We start from the raw sequence: 2,117 nt of genomic DNA on the forward strand, positions 1-2,117 counted from the left end.
ACGCAATTGTTTTTCAGAACCGTTAAGCTTTACTATAAATATAATTAACAGCATGGCAAAAACCAGCACAAGAAAAAGGGCTGCCAAATACAGCCTGTTTAATAAATCTGTTGATTCCTGATAACTTTTAAAAGCCATTGTTTTAAATTCATCGGCCATATTGTAGTTGAGTGTCTTCACCTCATTAATGATGTTTTCCAGTTCAGTACTAATGTGATCATTCAGGCTTATCAGTTCGCGCTGCATGGTAAGCATCTTTACGTTTCTTTCTTGCAGTTTCTGCAATTTATCCAGGTATACGGCCCTATCGCTACTAAGCCCTTTCCGGGTGGCAAGAGCCGAGTTCTCGGTCTGCTCGCGATGGTTAATTTCAACCACAGCTGTGGGAGAACCGTCATTTTTGTTAGAAATGGCATCCTTTAATCTCGAAAAGAGCCCCTTTTTTTGAACAATTACTTCTTTACGAACGGTATCTGTTTTGCTTTTTACTTTGCTGCTTGATTTGATGCTGGTAACCAGCTTTTCTTCTCCCTTACTTCCTTCAGCTTCAAAAGTGGCATATACAGTGAGCAGGGAATCAAAATTATGTTTAACAGCATACAACTTGTCTGAAAGCTGCAGCTTTTTACGATACCAGTCTTTCACTTTTATGCTTTGATCAGGTGTTATCTGAAGCGTATCTGTGGTTCTTTTTAATAAGGTATCAATCTGGTTAAAGGCTTTAGACAGCTTGGATTTATAGTCCGCACTTTTTTTGCTTTTAACATTAAGTAAGGACTCTTGAAAATCGTCTTCTGCCTGGTGGAGCAGCAGCAGTATTTGCTGGGGCTTGGAGCCATCAACGTCTACATTGTTGGCCTGCTTAACTATGTTTTCTAATTTATGTGATATAGAGTTACGTACAAAAAGTGCAGCGATCGCCAAAACAATTACAATAGCCAGAAAAGCAAGAAGAATTTTCCTGGACTGAGTCTGTGTGTAGGTTACTTTCATTAAATATGTTAAACAAGTAGGATAAATTGCAACAAAAAGTTTGTCACGCTGTGCATATAGGCAAATAGCATACCAATGCATTTTCTGACCATTTATAACTACTTTGACGCACTGCCCTATTGTTTATTACCCGCTACAAGAAAATTTTTGCTCAACTTGTAGATAAAAACAGCTTTAATCTAATGTACTTTGCTCTGCCTGGTGCCCCAGGTAGGCAAGATGATTAGCTATTTCCTCGGCCTTAACCAGGTCAGTTTGTTTGTTCATTTGTTCTTGTTTGACCGTACCAGCTTTATTTTGGATAAATAAAATACCTACAACTATGCCAACTACAAGCCCAGTTATAAATCCAAAGGAGGCTTTTGTGTGTTCAACTTTTTTGAATTTCATAATATAAGGTTTTTATTTAGAACATTCTGATAATGAAAGTGTTTTAAGAAATTTTATCACCTTGTAAGTACCAAATAGATAAATAATGAAAATAGCGCTCCCAATTTCTTTATTACTCAGTATTTCTTCAATTACTTTTGCTCAGACGACTACTTCAGGAACCATAACTATGAATGGTTCTGAATAAATAAGATGATAGATCAAAGTAAGGATGTATATGATGAGCAGGGAAACAGAGTTGACTCGCTGAAAGTGGTTAACATGCTTGTGGGAAAGGAATATAGAATTGTGCTGAAGAAGAAGGAATCGGACAGCCAGTTTAGAAAAATCATTGAAAAAAGAGACCTTAAAAAGGAAGCTGAAACATATGAACTTATAAAATATCCTTACGTCCAGCAAGCCCCAGGTTGAAGGTTGGGTCTGTATTGAATCTGGATCCCCCTGGCTAAGAAAACGAATATTGACGCCTTGAAAAAAAATCAATACTAATGATTTTCTGGCACCCAAACTGCTTTGAAACAGGAGATTACAACAAAGTAAATGAGGTTATTAGATCAGTAAAAAATCCAGAAAATCTGGAAGTTTTACTGATCACGTATGAAACGGTAGATAAGGTTGCTGAAGGGTTAAAACAGACCCCTATCTTTTATACTCAACTACTTATAGATGCCTCTTCTATTACCAAAGCATATCAGACTAACAATCTGCCATTACTGATAGTGGCGGATCAGAAC

Annotated in this window: 3 protein-coding genes and 1 pseudogene; 2 read left to right on the forward strand and 2 right to left on the reverse strand. The window is 37.0% G+C overall.

Features of this window, described 5'->3' with window-relative positions; translation table 11 throughout:
* A pseudogene (locus AC1DDX_RS26780) lies at nt 1–993 on the reverse strand (hybrid sensor histidine kinase/response regulator); the annotation flags it as partial.
* Nucleotides 994–1,167: 174 nt separating this feature from the next.
* Nucleotides 1,168–1,383 (reverse strand): hypothetical protein, encoded by a 216-nt coding sequence (locus AC1DDX_RS26785; RefSeq protein ID WP_172662642.1) that lies wholly within the window; start codon nt 1,381–1,383, stop codon nt 1,168–1,170.
* Nucleotides 1,384–1,575: 192 nt separating this feature from the next.
* On the opposite strand from AC1DDX_RS26785, the gene AC1DDX_RS26790 reads away from it, so the two are divergent.
* Both AC1DDX_RS26790 and AC1DDX_RS26795 read left to right on the forward strand, forming a co-directional pair.
* Nucleotides 1,576–1,794 carry a hypothetical protein gene (locus tag AC1DDX_RS26790; RefSeq protein ID WP_172662641.1) on the forward strand — a complete coding sequence of 73 codons (219 nt, stop codon included), beginning with the start codon at nt 1,576–1,578 and terminating at the stop codon, nt 1,792–1,794.
* Nucleotides 1,795–1,871: 77 nt separating this feature from the next.
* The coding region (locus AC1DDX_RS26795) for a hypothetical protein (protein WP_477622968.1) at nt 1,872–2,117 on the forward strand (246 nt) is incomplete at its 3' end.

It is taken from the genome of Pedobacter sp. 10L46_2 (genome assembly GCF_056395165.1).

Bases quoted from the DNA above. Each gene is read 5' to 3' on its own strand.
- AC1DDX_RS26785 (WP_172662642.1), bottom strand. From the start codon at position 1,383: ATGAAATTCAAAAAAGTTGAACACACAAAAGCCTCCTTTGGATTTATA.
- AC1DDX_RS26790 (WP_172662641.1), top strand. From the start codon at position 1,576: ATGATAGATCAAAGTAAGGATGTATATGATGAGCAGGGAAACAGAGTT.